Below are 19,511 nucleotides of genomic sequence, written 5' to 3' on the forward strand. Positions count from 1 at the left end.
AGGGTGCGGATGAAAAAAAACAATCGAACAGGTCTGATGGTTGTTCTCGGCTTAATGATCACCATACTTGTCCTACCGACTTTAATCGTTATCCCCTTCACGAGTCCTGCCGATACATCAGAGGTGGAAGAAGCAGAACCGCAGGAGAAACAGGGAGAGGAGGAGTCCCCATTCCTTGTGAAGGTTCTGCGTTCTCAGACAGACCAGGTGGAAGAAGTCCCTTTGGAGACATATGTAGCGAGGGTGGTGGCTTCAGAAATGCCGGTCAACTTTGAATTGGAAGCCTTAAAGGCTCAAGCACTGGCAGCAAGGACGTACATCACCCGCCATATGATTGAAGGAGCTCAGGTGTCAGAAGCAGCCGATGTGTCAGACACGGTTACCCATCAGGTGTATAAAAATGAGGATGAGCTCAGAGGCCAGTGGCAGGATGCGTTTAACAGCAACATGGAAAAGATTGAACAGGCGGTAAAAGCCACTCAGGGAGAAATCATCACCTATGATCACAAACCGATTACGGCTTCTTTTTTTTCCACGAGTAATGGCTACACGGAAAACGCAGGGGATTACTGGGAGCACGACATCCCATACCTGCAGAGCGTAGAAAGTCCGTGGGATGAAGATTCTCCGAAATTCGCTGATCAGAAAATTGTTTCCACAGCGGAATTAGAGCAGACGCTCGGCATAGCCATGAATGGATCGATTCAGACGTCCACGATGACCAAAACAGAAGGCAATCGGGTGGATGAAGTTCATTTCGGCAGCCAGACTTTCTCAGGAAGGGAAATCCGGGAGAAATTCGGTTTGTCCTCGAGTGATTTCACAATTGAACAAAAAGGTGATCATGTCATTTTTACAACCAAAGGGTACGGTCACGGTGTGGGGATGAGTCAGTACGGAGCCAACGGTATGGCGAAAACAGGGAAGAATTATAAAGACATCATCCACCATTATTATCAGGACACTGAAATCAGCCCCTTAAGCACCCAGACAGCCCTCCTCAGCTCAGCAGCTGAATAAGCACGAAGAAAAAGCCGGTTCCCCGGCTTTTTTTCTTTTTAAACTAAGGAATTATCTCCTTTTACCTCCTGGTTGAAGAAAAATGAAGTATAGGTCTCTTATTCATTTTGTAATGATGATAGAAGTGGGTTTCGAAGTGATTTCGAGAACTTTATATGGCAAGGGGGCGTAGGGGGAGGGGGAGACTCCTGTGGGAGCAGCGTTCAAGGTGAGATCCCACAGGACGGAACGTCCGAGGAAGCTCACCGAACGCCCGCGGAAAGCGACCCCTCCCCAAACGCCCCTCATATACATCCCATTCTCGAAATCAGATATTCATGGATCGTCCTATACAGTAAATCATCACCATGGTGGTTTTGCCTTCATCTGTAAAATTTTTCATCACCGATGTATAGATTGGACAAGATCTGTTCAGAATGGTTTTTGAGGTGATGAACATGAAAGATGAAGGTAAAAAAAGCGTGACTAAATTAAAGTTCAAACGCTTGATGCGCAAGAAGTGGTTGTATCCAGCTTTGTATTTGTCCGTAGCTGCTTTAGTCCTTGTAGGCGTATTCTGGTATCAACAGAGTGCCAATGACGTAGAAAACCAGATTGCTGACCAGCAGAAATCGCAGAGTCAGGATGAATTCCTTGTCAATGAAGATGGAGAGTCTGTACCCGTTATGGACCACCAGGAAAATCTGCAGATGCCTGTGGCTGACGAAAAGACAGCTTCCATCGTAACAAAATTCTACGACTACGAAGCTTCTGAGCAAGATCAAGAAAGTGCACTGGTCCTATACAACAATAAATACTACCAAAGTGAAGGCGTAGATATTACAAGAGAAGATGGAGAAGCCTTTGAAGTAACGGCTGCTCTATCAGGAACAGTGACCGAAGTGAAAGAAGATCCGCTGTACGGCAATGTTATTGAAGTTCAGCACGATGAGAATCTCTCTACCGTGTATGCTAGTTTAGAAAGTGTCGATGTACTGGCTGGATCTGATATCGCTCAAGGAGATGTCATTGGATCAGCAGGACGTAATTCCTTCGGACAGGCAAGCGGTGTGCATGTGCATTTCGAAGTCCGTAATGACGGTCAGCCAGTGAACCCGGAGGCATTCTTCGGTCAGCCGGTCAGCCAGATTGTGGAAAGTGCAGAAAAAGAGCCCGCTGAAGCTGAGCAGACAGAAGAAGGAACTCCTTCCGACACCCCTGAAGAAGAAAACGGGGAGCCATCGGATGAACAAATGAATAATGAGGAAGACCCGGCAGAAACAGAAGGCGGAGAACAAGCGCCTGATGAAGAAAGCGCATCTTCCATCTCTACAACACAGGCATAGCAGATAAGGCTGACAAGAACATTCTTGTCAGCCTTATTTTTTTATTTTTTCGGGCATAAAATTAAGAAATCCGAACATCATGCGCATGCGAAGGCATATCGAGGCGGTTTTATTAATACAATGAGTTAACCGAGCACTCGGTAACATCCAGGGTGAAACACCATGAATAGACATCCAGAAGCAAGTGCCCCCTCATGTTATAACGGACGCTTTCCTAAACGCCCCATCTCCTTGGATAGTCAATCACAGGAGGCGAGTGGAGTGCATGATTACATCAAAGAGAGGACCATCAAGATTGGAGAGCACATTATTGAAACGAAAAAAACGGTGAGAGTGATCGCCAAAGAGTTTGGCGTTTCAAAAAGTACGGTTCATAAGGATTTAACGGAGCGGCTCCCTGAGGTCAATCCGGAGCTGGCCAAGGAAGTCAAAAAAATCCTGGATCATCATAAGGAAATCAGACATCTCCGTGGCGGGGAAGCAACAAGGCGTAAGTATAAAACGCAGATCATTGAAGAGCAGCCGGTTCAGCCTCAATTGTGAGCAGTCCCTCCCATTGTCAAAATCCCTCGACACTTGGTAACTTTTTTCAACTCCCATGAGACGAATGTCGTAATTTTGTGATAGAATATAGAATTAGATGTGTGATCATTTCAACAAAATAGACTGACTCAAATAGGGAAAACATAAGTTATCGAGTATTTGTATGGCATTGCCTGACAGCATAACGGATAACGGCCATCCGTTATGTGTTTTGTGGTGAGGTAATGATGTTTTTACAATAGGGAGGATCTACAGGACATGTTTGCGAGAGATATAGGTATAGACCTGGGTACAGCCAATGTACTTATCCACGTAAAAGGTAAAGGTATCGTTTTGAATGAGCCATCGGTCGTTGCAATGGACCGGAATACAGGCAAGGTATTGGAAGTTGGAGAAGAAGCACGACGGATGGTCGGACGGACACCGGGGAACATTGAAGCGATCCGTCCTCTTAAAGATGGCGTGATTGCTGATTTCGATGTGACAGAAGCGATGCTGAAGCATTTTATACAAAAAACGAATGTGAAAGGTTTCCTTTCGAAGCCAAGGATGTTGATCTGCTGCCCGACGAACATTACGAAAGTGGAGCAGAAAGCCATCAAGGAAGCAGCGGAAAAATCCGGCGGAAAGAAAGTATATCTTGAGGAAGAGCCTAAAGTAGCGGCGATTGGTGCCGGCATGGATATCTTCCAGCCGAGCGGTAATATGGTCGTTGATATCGGTGGCGGTACAACGGATGTTGCGGTGCTTTCCATGGGGGATATTGTAACGGCTTCCTCCATCAAGATGGCCGGTGATAAATTCGACCATGAAATCCTTCAGTATATTAAGAAGGAATACAAACTGTTGATTGGTGAACGGACGGCTGAAGATATTAAAATCAGTGTAGCCACTGTGTTCCCGGGTTCCAGAAGCGAGGAAATCGAAATCCGCGGACGCGATATGGTTTCCGGACTTCCAAGAACCATTACGGTCAATTCCGAAGAAATTGAAAAATCACTTCGTGAATCTGTCCAGATGATTGTTCAGGCTGCGAAGCAGGTGCTTGAACGCACACCACCTGAATTATCCGCAGACATTATTGACCGAGGGATCATCATGACCGGCGGCGGAGCCCTCCTTCATGGTATTGATCAGCTCCTTGCAGAAGAATTGAAGGTTCCTGTTCTTGTAGCCGAGTCCCCGATGGACTGTGTGGCTACAGGAACGGGAATTATGCTTGAAAATATAGACAAGCGTATCTCTACAAAGTTATAAAAGGCTGAGATATCCGGGAGGAGTGAACGGACGTTGTTAAGAGGTTTTTATACCGCTGCATCAGGAATGATGGCCAACCAGCGGATGCAGGAAATGTTATCGAATAACATATCTAACGTAGAAACGCCGGGTTATAAACAGACCCAGGGAAGTTTACGGGCTTTTCCCGAGCTGCTTTTGCAGCAGATGGGATCGAAAACACTGCCGACGTCAACGGCTCCTGTCGTTCCGGATCAAGGTGAGGTGGGATCCCTTCATACAGGTGTATACCTTCAGGAGACAACGCCTGACTTTTCCCAGGGGGCTCTAAAAGAAACCGGAGTCTCTACAGATATGGCACTTGTCGCAGATGAGCTGCCTGATGAAAACGGTGCTGTTCTTTTTCAAGTGGAGAACAGCGATGGTGAAGCCCGTTACACGAAGAATGGAAGCTTTACGGTGGATGGGGAAGGATTTCTGACCACGAATACAGGGTACAGACTTCTTGATGAAAGCGGAAATCCAATCAATACGGGAGGACAAGCGTTTCTTGTGTCCAAAACCGGTATGCTCACGACAGACAATGGCAGCACTCAGCTGGCCGTTTCTTATACACCAGATGCCAATGGGCTTGTCCCTGAAGGCAGCGACCTTTACGTTCCTGGAGAAAATGCCCAGCCTTTAGGGAACGCTCTGGAAAACGAAGGTGTGAATTTTTCCGTTCACCAGAACTACATTGAACGGTCGAACGTAGATATGAATCAGACGATGACAGAAATGATGAACACCTATCGTTCGTTTGAAATGAACCAGCGTGTCCTGAAAGCTTATGATCAAAGTATGCAGCAGGCCGTATCTGAAATCGGCCGCATCCGCTGAGGGAGAGAATCAACATGATTAATCGGTCCATGATTCAGTCAGCTGCAACGATGGGGCAGCTGCAGCAGAAACTGGATATCATCGGAAACAATATGGCGAACAGCCAGACGACAGGATACAAAAGTACCGGAGCGGATTTTTCCTCCCTCCTCGTTCAGCAGTTGAACAATCAATCCAATGGACAAGCCGAAGCAGGGCGTTTGACTCCTGATGGCATCCGGGTCGGGACAGGTGCTAAACTGGGAAGTACGCGCGTGGATATCAGCCGGGGAAGCCTGAAGGAGACAGACAGAGCCCTGGATGCTGCCCTGCTGGAGGAAAATCAGCTGTTTGTCCTCAATGTCTCTGATCAGAGTGGCGGCTCAGAAACCCAGTTTACAAGATCTGGTCACTTTTATTTGAACCCTTTGGGTAACAATCAAGTGACGCTTACAAACGCTGATGGGCATGCGGTCCTCGGTGAAGATGGTAATCCGATCATGATCGAAGATACTTTTGACGGAATATCCATCGCTGATGATGGATCGCTGCTTTTACAGCGAAACGGCACCCAGGAAGTGGAAGGGAAGCTCCAGGTTGTGGAAGCGTCCCGCCCTCACTTACTGGAGGCCGCAGGTGGAAGCCGGTTCCGAATCCCGGAAGGAAGCGGGGAAGCCGGACTGATCGAGGAGCTTGAAGCAGGAAATATCAAGCTTCAAGGAGGAGCATTGGAGCAATCCAACGTGGATATCGGTGCTCAAATGACGGAAATGATGACAGCTCAAAGAGCCTATCAATTGAATGCTCAGTCTATTTCAACAGGAGACCAGATGATGGGACTGGTAAACCAGCTGAGATCATAAACGTAAGGGGTAGAACGACCATGGCGACAGATCCGAAATCAAAAGGTAAAAAACTGAATAAGAAACAAGAGAAAGAAAACAAGCGCAGAGAAACGGATAAAAAAGCAGGAGCTCAAGCAGATAAGAAAGAAAAAAATCTCCAGGGGCGCCGGCGTATTCTGCCGATCTGGCTGCGTATTATTCTTGTTGTGCTGTTCAGTGCGGCCGCTTTGATCATTGGATTAATGGTCGGTTACGGCGTTCTTGGTGATGGAAACCCTATGGATGCTCTTAAGCTGGATACATGGAAGCACATCCTGGATATTGTAATGAAAACCGAATAAATGAAAGCTTGTACTCTAATTTCTATGCTTTCTTTCAGTAAAAAAGAACGGGCCCGCAGCTCGTTCTTTTTTTATTTTCCTTCCAGCGTTATGGACGATTAAAGATGTCCCGACCGGTTAAGAAACGGATTCATTGCTCGGCTTTTGTTACCATGTTCTGGAATATCGTTGTCGTTTGAAAGGTTTTCAAGTTCCGAATTAGGGAAAGAAAACCATACGGACATGAATCACAACGGGGAGGGTGACAGGTGAAAGCAGAAGTGTTTATCGCAGGTGGCGGTGTCGGCGGACTTGCTCTTGCTGCCAAGCTTGCTTCAAGAGGGGTACACGTCATTATCGCAGAACAATTGAAAAAAGAATCTCCTGCCTATAAAGGAGAGCTTCTGCAGCCAAAGACGCTGGCGATACTGGAACGCCTCGGGGTGCTCGATGAAATAGAGGCGAACGGCCATGTTTTGGATGAACTTCGGTTTCAGGAAGTTCATCGACGGCAAGGGCAGCCCCCGGAGGAAATCAATCTGACTGAGCTGAGTTACAGCCGTGTGGCGACGACCTATGACCATTCCTTGATGGTCCCTCACGAAAAAACGAAGGAAATTCTCCGCAATAAGGGAATGGAATTTGAAGAGTATTTTCATTACCTTCCGGGCGCCCGCTTCTTAGGGTTTGAGAATGGGATGGCGAAAGTCAAACAGAAGAAGGAAATCCTCTACATCCATGCCGGCGTGTACATAGGAGCTGAAGGCAGGAGCTCTCCTACACGGGATGCCATGAACGTGGAAGTGAAGCGGAAAGACTACAATCATCACTTTCTCACAGTCACCATCCCCCGGCCAGAAAGTTTCACAAAAGGGAAGATCATCACGACCTCCAGCTGTTTCCTCGGCTTATTTCCACTTCCTGACCGCGAAGTCAGAACGGTGTTCCTGATCAAGGCCGGAGACTACAAAAAAATAAAAGAGCTGGGGCTTGAACATCTGTACAAAGCTTACAGTGAACTGGAGCCTGAACTCGCTGAAGGTGTCAGGGCCATTCAAGACTGGAAGACGGTCCAATTGATGATTCCCTTTACGTATCACGTTGACAAATACTACTCAGGCAATCTGGCGATCTTAGGAGATGCCGCTCACACGGTTCATCCGATGGCAGGAGAAGGAATGAACCTGGCTGTTCAGGATGCTGATGTGCTTGGTGAGCTTCTGGCGTGGTGCTGGGAGGAAGGGAAATCCTACGCGGATCATCTGCATTATTACGAAGAGGTTCGAAAGCCGAGAGTCGAATTCCTGTTGAATCTCAGTCATATGTCCGCCCTCGTCTATTCATTTAGATACGAGTGGTGGAGACGTTTTCGGATGAAGGCCGTTCAGCGGATTTTCGATGATGACTACCTTCATGTCAAACAAATGCTGAACATATCAGGATTGGGGAAATGGGATTTCACTTTCATTGACAGGGGCATTCAGGGAAATGTCCTGCCCGTGAGAAAGAAGAAAGTATCGGATCAGGAACAGCAGCGCTTCTTGTTTTCTGAAGCTGAGGATTATCCTTGGAAAAGATCAAAGAAAGGAAGATGACAATGAATGAGTGGGTCACAGCCATGCAGGCGAGAAAATGGATGAAGAATAATGAATCCTTTTTACCGAGCTGGCATGCATATGTTGGAGCGGAGCTCGGGTTGTTCGATGAGTTCAGGACGGCAAGGACGGTGGAAGCGATCAGCGAGAAAACCGGCTATCCTTATGACCTGCTCTCATCCTGGGTGAAAGTCGGTGTCGCCGTCAAACATTTGAAAAAACGGCCGAACAACCGATTCAGAACTTCCAAACGGCGGTGTGCTGCTCTTATGGGGGATGATGCGTCTCCAGGTGTCAAAGCCCTGCTGAAAGAAATGATGGAACTGCATATCCCGACGATGCTCAGGTATCCCGATATCATCACATCTCAGGAGCGGGCGGAATTCGATCATGAACGTCATGGAGGAGTAGTGGCTGAGACTTCAGCCCTTCTTGAACATTTTGCGATTAAGAAAATTAAGAAGATGATCCGTGAAAAACAGGTCCGTTCCATTGTCGACTTAGGCTGTGGCCATGGAGGATATTTGAGGAAGCTGGCTGCTGAGTTTCCAGATGTACAGATGATTGGTGTCGATATTAACCAGAAGGTCATTGATAAGGCACGGGAAATGTCGGGGGATTATTCGAATGTCACCTTTCAAGTGGGCGACATCAATAGCTGGACTCCAGAGGATGAAACCGTGGATGTGATTCTCCTCCACAATATTTTTCATTACATTCATCCGGATGACCGGCCGCCGCTGTTGGACCACCTCTACTCGTATGTGCGCACCGATGGTCTGATATCGGTCATTACGCCGATCAATGAAACCGAGCATGGTGAAGCCTTTTCCTCCGCATTCAACAGCTTTTTCGTGGCTCACTCCAACCTTTTTGCCCTTCCAACGAAAAAAGAACTGCAGGAAGTATCGCAGAACTGTAAATTTGATCTTTTCGATCTGAGTCCAATCGTTAAAGAAGGCTCGTGGTATACGTTCTGGCTGAGCCCGGCAAGCCCGGTAGAGGAAATCCACCAGACCGGATATTCAGGAGAATCTTCACAATCCCTGAAATCAAACGCCCGTACCGCCGAATTGACCAGAAGTTCATAAGCACCCTGCCGACTGCAGAATCGTACAATTTCCGAAAAAATTTTGTTCCAGAGAGCTCCTGCCCTTATAATTAGAAAAGAACGCAGGAAAGGAGCTTTGAACATGTTGGACATTAATCAAATTAAAGAAATCATTCCCCACCGCTATCCCTTTCTTCTTATCGATCAGGTGGAAGAGCTTGTGGAGGGGGAGCGTGCGGTAGGCTATAAAAACGTAACGATGAACGAGCCCTTCTTTCAAGGGCACTTTCCGGATTACCCGGTCATGCCGGGTGTTCTGATCACTGAAGCCCTGGCCCAGATGGGGGCAGTGGCGATGTTGAAGAAAGAAGAAAACCAGGGAAAACTGGCTTTTTTCACAGGTATTGATAAATGCCGTTTCAAACGCCAGGTCAAACCAGGGGACCGCTTGAAGCTGGAAGTGGAAATTGTTCGTCTGAAAGGCCCTGTAGGTAAAGGGAAAGCGAAAGCCACCGTCGATGGTGAGCTTGCCTGCGAAGCGGAAATTATGTTCGCTTTGAAATAACTGCTGAAAGACCCGTCTGTATGCGGGTCTTTTTTTTATGAAAAAAAGCAGGAAGGATGGATGGATGTTCATCCGCTGGACATACTAACACTCAAGATGAGAAAAGGAGGAAATGAAATGAAATCCTTATTACTTAAACTTATGACAGCTCTATTTGCCATCACATTACTCGGCGCCTGCGCTTCTGAAGAGGAGCCGGCGGAAGAGGAAAACGACACAGAAGAAAACATGCAGGAAGAAGAAAACATGGAAGAAGAAGAAAATATGGACGAAGAAATGAAAGAGGAAGAGAAGGAGCAGGAAGACATGACAGACGAAAATGCTCCTGAAGACGAAGAAAATAACGAATAACCAAAAGCAGGGAGAGTTCTCTCCCTGCTTGAACTTTACCCTCTTAAATCTACACGATTACCAAGATCGGGGTGGGAAACCGACTGGTTCAGCATCTCCACCATCTGACTCCCTTTCGCCTCGGCATCATCCTTCACTTTGTCCATTAATGCAAGATTAGTCTGCTGTTTGAGCTGAGTCTGACCAAGGACCATCGATAAAGCGGCAGCATCCATAATATCCCTCCTTTCGTATTACCATCGGCGGCTCCGGAGCAAAATGAAGAGAAAACATAAGGAACCCGTCTATCAATCGTTGAAAACCTTTGGAAAAAGCATGCGTGTTATGTAAAATGGAAGTATAAACGTTCATGCAGACTTTACAAATACGTGTTTCCACGTTTGGGTTGTGTGGAATAAGCGAATTGAGGTGATTAATGATGAAGTATAGAACGGCGAACGACTTAAAAGACCTGCTGTTGGAAGACTATGAAAAAGTAGTGAACCACATCCCGCTTGAAAAACTGGATGTTTATGTCTACCTTCAAACCGTCTTCCATGATACTTATGTGCCGGACGACACCTTATACCAATTCATCTTCCGCCATTTCTTCCGGCTCGATAATCCAAGCTTAACGAAGGAATTCGAGATTTTCTATTTTAAACTGATGGAAGAACAAAGGGGATATGAACGGCCGAATATCGTCCAGATCACCAGGGATTTATATGAAGTGAAGAATCATAAGGGAAACCCTACGATGCAGTTTCCTCTGGCGGCTTCCATGCTTCATACCATCAATCCGAGCTTTCCTTCCTATGACAGTGATATCGTGAAAGCCTTTGATTTCTCCTCTACTTATCACCTGTCCGGATTTGAGAAGAAAATGAAACGTTATATTGGACAGTATCAGCATACATTCAAAACGTATGAAGAGCTGATCCAGGATGAAGCTCTTGAACCGATGTTCAACCATTTCGATGAACGGTTCCCTGAATACGACCTGCCTAAGATTAAAAAATTGGATCTTATGGTTGCCCAGCTCGGCAACCTGCTTCAATGAAAAAAAGCCTCCTGAAAAGGAAGGTGTCCGGCTGTCGAGAACACTCTCGACAGCCTTTTTTTTATGATTTCTTAGAAGGAGGGGATTGAGCCGTTCCGACCGCGGATGTCACGAGGAGCGTTCGATGGTGACACCTGCAGCAACCATACACCGATAAGCGGAACGTGACCAACCGCATCACATATGGATAACTACGGTGTAAGGCAAATCCCCCTCTAAAAGTGCTGATGCCTTTCACAATATTGTCATTTTCGCTAAAACACTACAAGTTGCAATACATTTCACACTTTAGTAACATAATTCATAATTGTGACTATTTGGTCACTCCCACAAAAACAGTGGGACTTTGTCGTATGTTTGCGGAAGGTATTAGGGAAAATATAGATAGGAAAATGATGGGACCGCGGAGTCTTACTACGGAAGGGAAGTCTTTAATGAAACGGTTGTTGCTACTACTTATACTGCTTTTCTTTGTAACCGCTTGTATGCAGGAGGAAAGCTCGGAAGAGACAGAAGAACGGGTGACTCCGGTGAAGGTGGATCGTGTTCAAAACGAGGATTTCGTTATTGAACGGAAAATTACAGGACGCGCGGCCTCGCCTGATTCCTCCCCGGTGATGCCCGAGACACCAGGGGAAGTGGCCACCTTGAATATCGCTAAAGGGGACCGTGTGGAAAAAGGGGAGACGATAGCCGTCGTTCGACCCGGTGGAAATGTGGGGGATCAGGTAGAACTTCAGGAGATTGCTGTCCGCCAGGCAGAAAAACAGCTTGAGAATGCCAGGATTTCTGAAGAACAAGCTCAGCTTGGCGTTGAGAACGCAGAAGACCAGGTGGAATTGGCAGAACAGGCCTCTCAGTCAGAAGCCAGCCAGTCCGCTCAAGCGGCAGAGGCTGCAGAGCAGCAGTATGAGCAGGCGCAGCAGATTGCCGATGAAACGAAAAAACTGGTGGATGAAGGGACCATCCCAGAAGCTCTCTACAATCAGGCGCAGAGTCGAGCTGATCAAGCTCAGGCTCAGTACCAGCAGCTACAAGGACAGAAGTCACAGTCTTCTTCAGCCGTTGCTCAGGCGGAAGCTCAAGTGAATCAGGCGCAGCAGCAGCTCGACCAGGCTAAGGTGGCTGTCGACCAGGCGGAACTTCAAGTAGAACAGGCGAATGTGCAGTTGAACCAGGCTGAAGAACAGGCAGCGAATGAGGCGATCACAGCCCCTGTGACAGGTGAAGTCGCAAGTCTGAGTGCAGAAGAAGGGGACACGGTGACCAACCAGCAGCCCTTTGCAACAATTGTTCGTTTGAACCCGATGACTATTTCTGCTTCCATCACTCCTGAACAGCTGGATCTTTTTGAAAAGGGACAGGAGCTGCAAGTCGATCTTCCTGCTTTGGAAAAAGAAGCAGCGGCAGTCATCGATTATATCTCTTCTGTTCCCGACGATACCGGCCTTTATCCAGTTGAAGCGACGGTCGAGAATGCCGAGGAGAAAATCAAGCCGGGGATGATGGCTTCCTTCCTGCTCCCCGAAAATGTCGTAGAGGACACGTTGATTATTCCTACAGACGGTCTTGTTGAACAAAATGACGAGACATTCTTATATAAAGTAGAAGAAGAGAAGGCCGTCCGTGTGGATGTGGAAGTGATCGAATCACAGAGTAATTTCTCTGCCGTTTCTGGTGACCTTTCCGCAGAGGATGAGGTTATTACTACAGGACAGCTGACCCTCTCAGATGGTGCACAGGTGACCATCATGAAGGAGGATTCTGATGAAGCTCGTTAATTTATCCGTCAAAAGACCTGTGGGTGTCATTATGATTGTGGCCGCCATCTTAGGCCTTGGATTCGTTTCATTAAGAAGTTTAACCATCGACTTATATCCTGAAATTGAGCTTCCGATTGCGGTCGTATCTACTTCATACGAAGGAGCGGCCCCGCAGGAGGTGGAGAAGCTGGTCAGCCGGCCGGTGGAATCGTCTGTCAGCAGTATTGAAGGATTGGAGGTGCTTCAGTCTCAATCACAGGCTGGAGCGTCTCTTGTCCTTCTTCAGTTTAATACAGGAGTCAATCTGGACAGCACGCTTCTACAGGTAAGAGAAAATGTGGATCAAATCACCGGGGTCCTTCCTGAAGGAGCCTCGGATCCAAGTGTGCTGCGATTTGATCCACAGCAGCTTCCGATTATGACCATCGGCCTTTCGGGAGATACACCGGATGAATTACAGCAGGTAGCGGAAAACCGGATTGTTCCGTTTCTGGAAAGGCAGGAAGGGGTCGCTTCCGTCAGTATTGAAGGCGGTCAGGTGAGTGAAATCCAGGTGCTTGTCGACCGTGCGCAGATGACCCAGTATGGACTCGATTCACAAACGGTCATCCAGGCGCTCAATGCCTCCAACCAATCCGCCTCTGCCGGAACAATCGAAAAAGGGCAGAAAGACCTTCAGATCAGGGTGGACGGTGAGTTCAGCTCGATTGACGACGTGAAGAATACGAGAATTCAATCACAGACAGGTGCCCAGGTTACCCTTGATCAAATCGCAGATGTCAGTGAAACACTGACGAACTCTGATACGGTGAGTAAAGTAAACGGTGATTCATCGGTCGTTCTTTCCATTTTGAAAAAATCGGAAGCCAACACAGTGGAAACGGCGGACAACGTCAGGGAAGCCCTTGATGAAGTGCAGGGTGACCTTCCAGAGGAAGTCGGAACGAATATCGTTCTGGATACATCGGAGTTTATTAAAATATCCATTAACAGTGTCGTATTGAACATCATCCTCGGAGGAATCTTCTCCGTGCTCGTCCTGCTGCTATTTTTGAAAAGTATCCGGGCGACGCTTGTCATTGGTCTGTCCATTCCGATCGCCATCATTTCGACCTTCACATTAATGTACTTCACAGGAGAGACGCTGAACGTGCTGACGATGGGAGGACTGGCTCTTGGGATCGGTATGATGGTGGACAGTTCTATTGTTATTTTGGAGAATATCGTAAGCTACCGTCAGCGGGGGTACTCGATGGTGGAAGCAGCTAAACAGGGAGCTTCAGAGCTTGCTCCCGCTGTTGTTGCTTCAGCTACGACAACGCTCGTTGTCTTTCTACCGATCATTTTTGTTGAAGGGATTGCCTCGGAACTCTTTACTCCGCTTGCGCTGACAATCATGTTTGCTCTGATTGCATCGCTGGCTGTGTCGGTCACGTTAATTCCGATGCTGTCCTCGAAGCTGTTAACAAAGTCCTTGAAAGAAAGCGGGCGACGGTATTGGTTCGATCGATTCCTCGATAAAGTGAACGATGGGTACCGGTCGATGCTGCGCTGGGTACTGAAGTTTCGGAAAACGACGATCGCAATTACAGGAGCTCTGATCGTCGGAAGTGCTGCTCTGGTTCCTCTGATCGGCACGGAATTTATCCCTCCTTCCGACCAGGGTCAGATCGAAATAAGGGTCAACATGCCGGCGGGGACGTCGCTGGATGAAACAGAGTCTGTGACCGCTCAGGTGGACGAGCAGCTGGATACTTTCGAAGATCTCGTGGATGTCCGTTACCTGTCTATCGGAGGAGGTAATATGGGCGGCTTCGGCGCAAGTACCTCCGACTTTGCTTCCTACACCATTCAACTGGTCGAACCTGATCAACGAGAGAAAACGACCCAGACGGTGATGAAGGAAATGGACGAAGCTGTGTCTGATATTCCGGGAGCTGAAATTGAAGTCAGTGAACTGGATGCAGGACTGGGGACAGGAGCCCCTCTTCAAGTGCAGTTGAACGGTCCTGAATATGAAGTGCTTGATGAACTTGGCGGGCAGGTCACCTACTTGATGAATGAAGTGGACGGTGTTCAAAACGCCGCTTCATCTACGGATGAAGGCCGCCCGCAGATGAATATTACCGTCGATGAGGCGAAGGCGTCTCAATATGGGCTGACCGAGCAGCAGGTGATCAGCCAGGTCCAGCTTGGATTCAATGGACAGATTGCTACCCGGTACCGGGATGGTAAGGATGAAAAAGACGTACGCTTCCTGCTTCCAGAGGAGGAGCGGCAGACGATTGCGGACTTGGAGGGGATGTCGGTCCAAACACCGAACGGAGCCTTGGTTCCGCTTGCGACGATTGCCGAGTTGGACCAGGTTCAGGGGCCAGTCTCGCTGTTGAGAGAAAATCAGCAGCCCCAGGTAAACGTGGAAGCGGAAATCTCAGATGTTGATCTGGGAACAGCGACCGAGGAAGTCCGGGCAGAATTGGATTCCTTGAATTTCCCGGATGGATACTCCTACACGATTGGCGGCCAGGCGCAGGATATGCAGGAAGCTTTCGGTGATTTATCCCTGGCGCTGCTATTCTCTGTGTTTCTCGTTTATGCGGTCATGGCTGTGCAGTTTGAGAACTTCTTGTTCCCATTCATCATTATGTTCTCACTCCCTGCTACCATTATCGGGATCAGTGGTGGGTTGTTCATTACAGGACTTCCATTCAGTCTGCCGGCCTTTGTCGGGATAATCATGCTGGCGGGGATTGTCGTGAACAACGCCATTGTTTTAGTGGATTATATAAATATACTTCGCAGAAAATCCTACGACAGGTATGAAGCCATTCTGGAGGCTGGACCAAGCCGTCTGCGTCCAATTTTAATGACGACGCTGACAACGGTTCTAGGCATGGTCCCTCTGGCCATCGGTATCGGACGTGGAGCTGAAGCCCAGCAGCCACTGGCCGTCACCATTATATTCGGACTTACCGTCTCCAGTTTCTTCACATTAGTCTTGATTCCGGTTGTCTATACGTATTTTGATGACCTGTCAGCAAAAATTACAGGATTCTTCCGAAAACGATCGGCGAAAGAATAAACGAAAAGGGTCTTCCCCACGCAGGGAAGACCCTTTTTCATTCTATGACAACAGCCTCAATTCAAGTGAAAAGAATAGTACGAGCACTTTACGTAAAGGGTGGTGGAAACGTTGAACTTCCACAGTAGAAGATACGAGGCGGGATTATGAAGGTCCTGACCGAGGAAAGGTCCTGGTTCCACGACAGGAAAGCGGGACGTTTTCATCCACACCTGCTGCTACATGTGCGTAGCCCCCGGATCTTCCGGAATTCTTGAAAGGGACGATGGAAAAAGGAGAATTTAAACAAATCTTCATGTTAAGGAGACTTCGATTCTATTTGAGTCTTTTGATGTTCTGAGAGGGAATCTCCAAGCTCTTGAATTTTATTCTTCAAACGGCCCGGGTAATCAAAGACATGTAAACCACACGTTGTTTTCTCTTCATTGGTTTTCAGCCAGATGATCCGGCCTTCAAAGGTGAAGGTTTCCCCGTCCATCATAAACGAGATCATCACTTCATCTCTCATCGACAAATGAGGCTCCGGGGAGGAGGTAAAGCGCATGCCGTTCAGACTGATATCATTGACCTCAAGCGGCCCCGATACCTGTGGGCTGAATTTCTTGTTATAAAAACCAGGGAGAGGTGATTGGAATGGATATCTGAAAGGTTCTTGTCTTCTTTCGTGCAACGTCGGCCACCTCTTTCTTATATGGTCAGTTAAGTCCATCATATACTCCTGAATACATGGATTCAATCTTTAATAAGTTAAAAATTCCGAATTACGAAATATCCTGTTCCCTCCTATCGACTTTAATCAAATCCCATGTTGTAACGATTCCCATAGGAAGGTCATCCGATTGTCCTGTTTTCGTAAGAATGACCGCTTTCAGTTTCTTATCTTCATTCAGGCTCTTCTCAAACCTTTCCTCCAAGTCGAATACTGAGGCGGTCGCGGAGAGAAATTGAACATTGGCATGTTTCTCATAGCCAAGAACATCGGAGGCCTGTACGTGAAGGGCGGGATTACCTCCGTTTTCAGTCGTCTGTGCAAGGAAACGGACAATGCCGTCATTAGTCAGGAGTCCGGCAAAGTGATGGCTGTCATCATAGATGGGAAACTGGGATATGCCGTGCTTGCTGAATGCCTCCATAATATGAAGCAGATTCGTGCTCGTCTTAAAGAACAGGACAGGACGCGTAGCGAAGGTCAGAGCTTCAGGCGGCTGCTCAAGAATCTTTTGGATGCTCTTCAAATGATGGACGACATCTTCATGCGGCGTGGCGATATAATAATCCCCGCTGATCCGTTCATGGACAATGGCGTTTCTTAATTTGGCATATTGTTTAAGCTGGTCAAAATGAACACGGACGACACTGTGCTTCAGTTTGGAATGCTGAAGCAGCTCTACGAAATTGTCGTTTTTAGGATATCCGTTCAGTTCCTTCAGGTGCTGGTGGATTTGATTGAAGGTTATTTCAAACTCTTCTACAATATCATGCATGCAAATCACCTTTTTTTTGATTTGTTTATAGTATTTCTGTTTTCGGTGGTATCAATTCCTGATATGATGAAGAACAAAAAATTAAAGAATTTTTTGTCGAAGCCGATAATAATAGGTAGAATGAAAAAGTGGGGGAATGCGGCTTACTACTTTCGACACGTTTCAAAGCAAAAACGTGCTTTAAATAGAACGAAGAACGTAAGTATGCTATACTCGTAGTACATAGAAAGAAGGTGAAAATATGATCGGTGAACGCATACAGAAAATACGTAAAGACCGACATATGTCGCTGTCAGAACTGGCGGATAGAGCAGGGGTCGCAAAGTCTTATTTGAGCTCGATCGAGCGGAACATCCAGACGAATCCATCGATACAATTCCTGACAAAAATTTCACAGGAGCTTGATGTTTCCATTAATTTTCTCCTTCACGGCGAATCAGAGCCGATGGATGAAACACTGGATCAGGACTGGATGACACTTGTCCAGGAAGCCATGAATTCAGGGATATCCAAAGAGCAGTTCCGTGAATTTTTAGAATTTAACAAATGGAGAATTCATCAGAATAAATAAAAACCTGACTGGATGCGCTCAGTCAGGTTTTTTTCTGGTAACATTCAGTTTGTTAGTAAAGATGGGAATTTATTTTTGACGTAGGACATGCTGATCTCAAGACTTTCCATCGGGGTCCGGCGGCTTTCATCCTGCTCCACCACCCACCATTTCACACCGTTTTTCTCTCCAAGGGTGAAAATGGTATCCAGATCGACGCCTCCTGTTCCCAGTTCCGCAAAAAACTGCTCCTCATCCAGTGTCATATCTTTTAAGTGGATGAGCGGTGTGCGCCCCTGGTAACGGTCGATCCAGGCTGCGGGATCCCCACCGGCCTTTTGAATCCAGTAGATATCAAATTCCGCCTGTACGTCCTCTTGACCGGTTTCCTGAAAGATTTTTTCCAAAGGAACGGCTCCATCGGGAAGCGGAGTCAATTCAAAATCGTGATTATGGTAGCACAATGTAAGGCCATGATCACGGCAGACAGCCCCGATGTTTTTCAAATCCTCAATCAGTGCCTCGTAATCCCCGGGCTCCCTGTCCTCGATGTAAGGACACACGATGTAAGGACTTCCAATGATCTTATGGTTTTCAATCACTTGGGTCAAATTGCCCCTCAGTTCCTCAAGGGGAACGTGACTGGAAGCTGCTTTTAGTCCCAGCTCGTCGAGAAGCGCTCTTACTTTCTCAGGAGAGAGTCCACCGAAACCGGCAAACTCAACGCCTTGGAAGCCTAAATCTGCTACTTTCCTTAACGTCCCTTCAAAATCCTTCTCTGTTTCGTTCCTTAATGTATAAAGCTGGACAGCGAATGGTATGGTGGTCATGATTTCATTCCCCTTTCTTTTTATATGGCTCTGTTATTGCTTGGTGTTGTTAATTAACATGTGAGCTCAGATCACCCCTTTCTGTCATGGGATTCGTATGAGGCGGCCTTGGGAATGACTCCCTTTCCGTGGTGTACCGTGAGCCTCCTCAGTCAGCACCTTCCGGGGTCTCACGATGTACCTTTATCCCACAGGAGTCCCGCCATTCCCAAGGCCGCCTCTTCAAAGAAGGGTAGTTAGAAAGGACATAACCGAAGTCCGTTAAACCACTACGAAAGGGACGGTTTTCCCTGCCATCCCATGCTCTGAGTAAACAACGGACCGGACCCCTAATTCCAGACGGAGACGATTTAGTAATCGTTTGAAATATCAACAACAGACTTTAACAGAGCTTTTTATATAAACACTTTTGCGTTTTACACTCCAAAATCCTTCCAAAAATGAAAAAACGATAACCCAAACGAAAAAAAGTAAGCGGGAGCTTCTTTGAATGATGATGAATGGGCATTCGTCACCGTTGGAAAAATCCCCTATACTACAACCGAACAGAAAGGAGTGACCCAGGTGACAACGGTTGAACATACTTTGAAAACCCTGAATGGATTTCGTTCCCTTTGCTGGAGCTGCAAGCAGGAACTGTTGGAAGAGGATGTAATCTTCAAGCAGGACGTTCACGTTTCTATACCCTTATGTTTCGATTGTTATAACATGGAGACCGATGACTTCAGGGAGTGACACATTCCGGTGACTGGGGAATAGGATAGTTTAGAAAAGGTGAGGTGAATAGAAATGCCTGTATCCGTCGTCTTTAATCAGATTGCTGTCAATTCACTAAGCGAGAATGGCCTGATATCCACTGGTCAGAATAACCAGCCGGACTGGTCGTGGCAGGGCAAGAACAATAACGCAGCTGGTATTCCTGTCGGATTTTTCATTGCTACCAATAATGTGAATACGATTTTTGATAATGACTTCACAGATACTCCGATTAATAACCCTACAGTGAATAACCCTCAACCGAACGTTCAAGTGTAGGAGGGACGCATATCGACAT

Annotated in this window: 20 protein-coding genes; 16 read left to right on the forward strand and 4 right to left on the reverse strand. The window is 47.1% G+C overall.

The features are described 5' to 3' along the window. Positions 1-9 precede the first annotated feature (9 nt). The 11 genes from spoIID (at position 10) to H615_RS0108490 (ending at position 9,709) form a co-directional block, all read left to right on the forward strand. The gene (spoIID, locus tag H615_RS0108440; RefSeq protein ID WP_027954740.1) at positions 10-1,020 is read left to right on the forward strand and encodes a stage II sporulation protein D; all 1,011 of its coding nucleotides are present in this window, start codon (positions 10-12) and stop codon (positions 1,018-1,020) included. 437 nt (positions 1,021-1,457) lie between these two features. After that, positions 1,458-2,345, forward strand: coding sequence for a stage II sporulation protein SpoIIQ (spoIIQ, locus tag H615_RS0108445; protein ID WP_027954741.1), 888 nt, complete (start codon positions 1,458-1,460; stop codon positions 2,343-2,345). 261 nt (positions 2,346-2,606) lie between these two features. Beyond that, positions 2,607-2,888 (forward strand): sporulation transcriptional regulator SpoIIID, encoded by a 282-nt coding sequence (spoIIID, locus tag H615_RS0108450; RefSeq protein WP_027954742.1) that lies wholly within the window; start codon positions 2,607-2,609, stop codon positions 2,886-2,888. 258 nt (positions 2,889-3,146) lie between these two features. Next, a complete protein-coding gene (mreB, locus tag H615_RS0108455) occupies positions 3,147-4,145 on the forward strand; it encodes a rod shape-determining protein (RefSeq protein ID WP_027954743.1) in 999 nt (332 codons plus the stop codon). 33 nt (positions 4,146-4,178) lie between these two features. Continuing rightward, positions 4,179-5,003: a flagellar hook-basal body protein gene (locus tag H615_RS0108460; RefSeq protein ID WP_027954744.1), complete on the forward strand. Its 825-nt coding sequence runs from the start codon at positions 4,179-4,181 to the stop codon at positions 5,001-5,003. Positions 5,004-5,017: 14 nt separating this feature from the next. Beyond that, positions 5,018-5,845, forward strand: coding sequence for a flagellar hook-basal body protein (locus H615_RS0108465; RefSeq protein WP_211225367.1), 828 nt, complete (start codon positions 5,018-5,020; stop codon positions 5,843-5,845). Positions 5,846-5,865: 20 nt separating this feature from the next. Beyond that, the gene (locus H615_RS0108470) at positions 5,866-6,168 is read left to right on the forward strand and encodes a DNA-directed RNA polymerase subunit beta (RefSeq protein ID WP_027954746.1); all 303 of its coding nucleotides are present in this window, start codon (positions 5,866-5,868) and stop codon (positions 6,166-6,168) included. A 248-nt stretch (positions 6,169-6,416) separates the two neighbouring features. Further along, a complete protein-coding gene (locus H615_RS0108475) occupies positions 6,417-7,742 on the forward strand; it encodes an FAD-dependent oxidoreductase (protein WP_027954747.1) in 1,326 nt (441 codons plus the stop codon). A gap of 2 nt (positions 7,743-7,744) precedes the next feature. Further along, positions 7,745-8,833, forward strand: a complete 1,089-nt coding sequence (locus H615_RS21065; protein ID WP_035531734.1) for a class I SAM-dependent methyltransferase — start codon at positions 7,745-7,747, stop codon at positions 8,831-8,833. Positions 8,834-8,935: 102 nt separating this feature from the next. Next, positions 8,936-9,358, forward strand: coding sequence for a 3-hydroxyacyl-ACP dehydratase FabZ (fabZ, locus tag H615_RS0108485; protein WP_027954748.1), 423 nt, complete (start codon positions 8,936-8,938; stop codon positions 9,356-9,358). A 117-nt stretch (positions 9,359-9,475) separates the two neighbouring features. Next, complete coding sequence (locus H615_RS0108490) at positions 9,476-9,709, forward strand: hypothetical protein (protein ID WP_156896465.1); 234 nt, start codon at positions 9,476-9,478, stop codon at positions 9,707-9,709. Positions 9,710-9,744: 35 nt separating this feature from the next. Here H615_RS0108490 and H615_RS0108495 read toward each other — a convergent pair whose 3' ends face one another. Then, the gene (locus H615_RS0108495; protein WP_027954750.1) at positions 9,745-9,924 is read right to left on the reverse strand and encodes a YjfB family protein; all 180 of its coding nucleotides are present in this window, start codon (positions 9,922-9,924) and stop codon (positions 9,745-9,747) included. A gap of 203 nt (positions 9,925-10,127) precedes the next feature. Between H615_RS0108495 and H615_RS0108500 the strand changes: the two genes are divergently transcribed. The 3 genes from H615_RS0108500 (at position 10,128) to H615_RS0108510 (ending at position 15,593) form a co-directional block, all read left to right on the forward strand. Continuing rightward, a complete protein-coding gene (locus tag H615_RS0108500) occupies positions 10,128-10,748 on the forward strand; it encodes a hypothetical protein (protein ID WP_027954751.1) in 621 nt (206 codons plus the stop codon). Between the two features lie 434 nt (positions 10,749-11,182). Continuing rightward, the gene (locus H615_RS0108505) at positions 11,183-12,529 is read left to right on the forward strand and encodes an efflux RND transporter periplasmic adaptor subunit (RefSeq protein ID WP_027954752.1); all 1,347 of its coding nucleotides are present in this window, start codon (positions 11,183-11,185) and stop codon (positions 12,527-12,529) included. Beyond that, positions 12,516-15,593 carry an efflux RND transporter permease subunit gene (locus H615_RS0108510; protein WP_027954753.1) on the forward strand — a complete coding sequence of 1,026 codons (3,078 nt, stop codon included), beginning with the start codon at positions 12,516-12,518 and terminating at the stop codon, positions 15,591-15,593. Before H615_RS0108505 ends, H615_RS0108510 begins: the two co-directional genes overlap by 14 nt. A 298-nt stretch (positions 15,594-15,891) precedes the next feature. Here the strand turns inward: H615_RS0108510 and H615_RS0108515 are convergent, their stop codons facing one another. Next, entirely contained in the window at positions 15,892-16,263 is a 372-nt protein-coding gene (locus tag H615_RS0108515; RefSeq protein ID WP_027954754.1) for a PilZ domain-containing protein, read from the reverse strand. Between the two features lie 91 nt (positions 16,264-16,354). Further along, on the reverse strand, positions 16,355-17,077 hold the full coding sequence (locus H615_RS0108520; protein WP_027954755.1) for a CBS domain-containing protein: 723 nt from the start codon (positions 17,075-17,077) through the stop codon (positions 16,355-16,357). A 241-nt stretch (positions 17,078-17,318) separates the two neighbouring features. Between H615_RS0108520 and H615_RS0108530 the strand changes: the two genes are divergently transcribed. Then, positions 17,319-17,648 (forward strand): helix-turn-helix domain-containing protein, encoded by a 330-nt coding sequence (locus tag H615_RS0108530; RefSeq protein WP_027954757.1) that lies wholly within the window; start codon positions 17,319-17,321, stop codon positions 17,646-17,648. A 44-nt stretch (positions 17,649-17,692) separates the two neighbouring features. Here H615_RS0108530 and H615_RS0108535 read toward each other — a convergent pair whose 3' ends face one another. Further along, complete coding sequence (locus H615_RS0108535) at positions 17,693-18,457, reverse strand: sugar phosphate isomerase/epimerase family protein (protein ID WP_027954758.1); 765 nt, start codon at positions 18,455-18,457, stop codon at positions 17,693-17,695. Positions 18,458-19,246: 789 nt separating this feature from the next. Here H615_RS0108535 and H615_RS0108545 point away from each other — a divergent pair. Beyond that, a complete protein-coding gene (locus H615_RS0108545) occupies positions 19,247-19,492 on the forward strand; it encodes a hypothetical protein (protein ID WP_027954760.1) in 246 nt (81 codons plus the stop codon). Positions 19,493-19,511: the final 19 nt, after the last annotated feature.

It is taken from the genome of Halobacillus kuroshimensis DSM 18393 (assembly GCF_000425705.1).
GTDB lineage: Bacteria > Bacillota > Bacilli > Bacillales > Halobacillaceae > Halobacillus > Halobacillus kuroshimensis.